This window comes from Candidatus Contendobacter odensis Run_B_J11 (assembly GCF_000531125.1).
Lineage (GTDB): Bacteria > Pseudomonadota > Gammaproteobacteria > Competibacterales > Competibacteraceae > Contendibacter > Contendibacter odensensis.
The window spans coordinates 1-2,863 of sequence record NZ_CBTK010000239.1; the positions used below are offsets into that span (position 1 = coordinate 1).

The 2,863-nt window shown below is 57.7% G+C and carries 5 protein-coding genes; 4 read left to right on the forward strand and 1 reads right to left on the reverse strand.

Features of this window, described 5'->3' with window-relative positions:
* Positions 1 to 602 (reverse strand): tyrosine-type recombinase/integrase (locus BN874_RS13395; protein WP_034434324.1); only part of this gene is annotated, 602 nt, incomplete at its 3' end.
* Positions 603 to 821: 219 nt separating this feature from the next.
* On the opposite strand from BN874_RS13395, the gene BN874_RS13400 reads away from it, so the two are divergent.
* From BN874_RS13400 to BN874_RS13415, 4 genes are all read left to right on the forward strand, one after another.
* Positions 822 to 1,046, forward strand: coding sequence for a WGR domain-containing protein (locus BN874_RS13400; protein WP_034434327.1), 225 nt, complete (start codon positions 822 to 824; stop codon positions 1,044 to 1,046).
* 97 nt (positions 1,047 to 1,143) lie between these two features.
* Entirely contained in the window at positions 1,144 to 1,788 is a 645-nt protein-coding gene (locus tag BN874_RS13405; protein WP_034434329.1) for a division plane positioning ATPase MipZ, read from the forward strand.
* Positions 1,781 to 2,104 (forward strand): hypothetical protein, encoded by a 324-nt coding sequence (locus BN874_RS13410; RefSeq protein WP_081756394.1) that lies wholly within the window; start codon positions 1,781 to 1,783, stop codon positions 2,102 to 2,104. The genes BN874_RS13405 and BN874_RS13410 overlap by 8 nt, the downstream gene beginning before the upstream one ends.
* 71 nt (positions 2,105 to 2,175) lie before the next feature.
* Complete coding sequence (locus BN874_RS13415) at positions 2,176 to 2,826, forward strand: VWA domain-containing protein (protein WP_051497837.1); 651 nt, start codon at positions 2,176 to 2,178, stop codon at positions 2,824 to 2,826.
* The last annotated feature ends 37 nt before the right edge of the window (positions 2,827 to 2,863 follow it).

The window sequence follows — 2,863 nt, forward strand, 5'->3', positions numbered from 1 at the left end:
ACCAGCCGCTCCTTGTCGCCCTTGCCAATGACCCGCACTGACTTGGCCGTTCCGTCCACCAGCCGCACGTCCGAAACCTTCAGGCCGAGCGCCTCGCTGATCCGTAACCCGGAATTCAGCAGCAACCCAAACAGCAGCTCGTAGCGGCGGCGGGTCGCGGTCATGCGCGGCTGGTTGTTGCCGAAGATGTTGATCGGGATATTGCGCCGGTCTTTCAGCGTCGCCTCCAACTTCGCCTGCTCCTCCCGCTCCAGCCAGATCGGAATCCGCAACGGGCGCTTGGGCTTGTCGGCCAGATACACCGGATCGCCCTCGACAATCTCGTGCTTCAGCGCCCACTTGTAAAAGCTGGACAGCGTACTCAGACGCCGGGTGACGATGGCGGCGCTGACCTTGCGCTCGCGCAACTGCCACGCGCTGAACTGCTCCACGTCCGTCGCCCGCGCCCGCTGCCAGTCCTTGCCGGCCGTCTGGAGCCAGTCGGCCCAAATCCCCAAGTCTGAATTGTAGGCGTAACCGGTGGTTTTGCTGTGACCCTTGGCGTACAGCAGATGTGCCAGGAACTCTTGGCGGGCCTCGTCGAAAATTTCACGGTCGAACATGACGGCTCGTCTCCATCCGCTTCCCCGGGCCCTGTGGCGTTGAGGGCGGGGATTCAAATTTTCAGAAATATCTATTTCCATTAGTTTTAGGTGGTTGACGGGCAGGCGTTTGGGTCAAGTCATGTTGACTTTACTTATTTCAACTTGACTTAGATTGACTTAGATTGACTTAATCTAATATAAACTGACTTAGTTTAACTTGACTTAAGACTGCCTGTGATGACTCTGCTCCATCTGCGTTGGGAGAAAGCGCCGCGCTACTATCAGGTCGATGTCTGCCAAGATATGTGGGGGCAGTGGGTATTGATTCAGCGCTGGGGTCGGCACGGTACGGCGCTGGGTCAGACTCAGCGCGTGGCCTGTGACTCCTACGCTGACGGCTTGCACCGGCTGGCGCAAATCCAGCGGCGGCGCCTCCAGCGCGGTTATTGCACCGTCAGTTGACTTGCTTTAAGTTAAGTCAACTTAGGTTGCTATGCGATAATCTGACTTAAGATGACTCAAATCAACTTTATTCAACGCAAGTCAAGGAATCCTCACCATGATCCTGCTGCTGGGCGGGGAAAAGGGCGGCACTGGGAAATCCACGATAGCCACCAACTTGGCCGCTTGGCTGGCAATCAATGGCGGCGATGTCATCCTCGTCGATACCGATGTGCAGCGCACCGCCGCCAACTGGGTAGACCGGCGCAACCTGTTGCCGGGTGCGCCTGCGGTGCATTGTGCCGAACGGCGCGGCAACGTGTTTCACGCGCTGCGCGATCTGGCTAAACGCTACCAACAGGTCATTGTGGATGCCGGAGGGCGGGACTCTAAAGAACTACGCACCGCCTTGGTCGCCGCTCATCAGGTCTATGTACCGCTGCGGGCCAGTCAGCCCGATCTGGAAACCAGTTTGCACATGAACGAGTTGGTCACCCTGGCGCGGGGCATGAACCCGGCGCTGGAGGCGCGGGTGCTGATCTCGATGGCCCCGACCAACCCCTCGATCAAAGAAACCGCCGACGCCCAAGAACTGTTGCGGGAGCTATCCGCGCTGGTCCCGTCCGGTATCACCCTCGGCGAACGCAAAGCCTACCGGGATGCGATGACCGAGGGGCGCGGCGTCTGCGAACTCGACAACGATAAAGCCCGCGCTGAAATTGAGGCGCTGGCGGGAGAAATCTATGGAGACCGCAATGGCTAAGTTCACCTTGAATCCGCCCAACCCCACGCCAATAGAACCGGAAATAGATCCCACCGCGCTGGAGGCGTTTGCCGCCGGAGCCAAGGAACGGCGAATCGCCGATGAAGAATTGCCGCCCTGGGAGTCGTTCGATCCCAGTGACAAGCCACGTTACAACGTCGCCATCCGGCTTAACGACTACCAATTGGCGATGATGCGCTACTTGGCAGAAGCACGGGATACCAGCCAACACAAGTTGTTACAGCGGCACTTAATCCCGATCCTCAAGCAACTGGCGCTGGAGGAATTTGAGTCCAATCGAGTTAAGCCCAGTTAAATTAGATTGACTTAGATTGACTTAAGTTAAAATAAGTTAACCTCATCAAGCACCACCGAGACCGGTTCCTCATGACCCTCGATCTCCGCAAGCGCATCGTGGATCTCAGCAAGAAAGCCACGTTCGCCGCCAACCAGCACGGCATCGAAGGCCAGCGCGCCCAAGTGGTGCTGGTGCTGGATATTTCGGCGTCGATGAACGCGCTCTACCAGTCGGGCGTAATCCAGCGCGTCATCGAGCGCATCCTCGGTTTGGCCGTCAGTTTCGATGACGACGGCCAGATTGATGTGCTGCTGTTTGGAACCCATGCTTACTCATTGCCGCCGGTGACACTGGCCGAAATCGAGGGCTACGTCGAACGGGTGATCCTGGCGCAATACAAAATCCGCGAGGCGACCCACTACGCCCCGCCGTTGCGCCTGATCCGGGATAAGTATCGGAGTCCGCAACCGGCCCCGGTGTTGGTGATCTTCCTGACGGACGGCGGCAATGCCAACCGCCGCGAGAGCGCCGAGGCGATCCGCGAGTTGTCTGCACAACCGGTCTTTGTACAGTTTGTAGGCATTGGCAAAGAAGATTTCCCGTTTCTGCACAAGCTGGACGAGTTGCCGGGTCGAGTCATCGACAATGCCGGGTTTATGAAGGTCAATGACCTCGACGCGATTAAGGATGCCGAACGGTACGACCGGCTGCTGAATGCTGTCCATTACACACATCTCTAACCGGTTGATTGAAAATGGAGTTCAGACGCCAACCGCA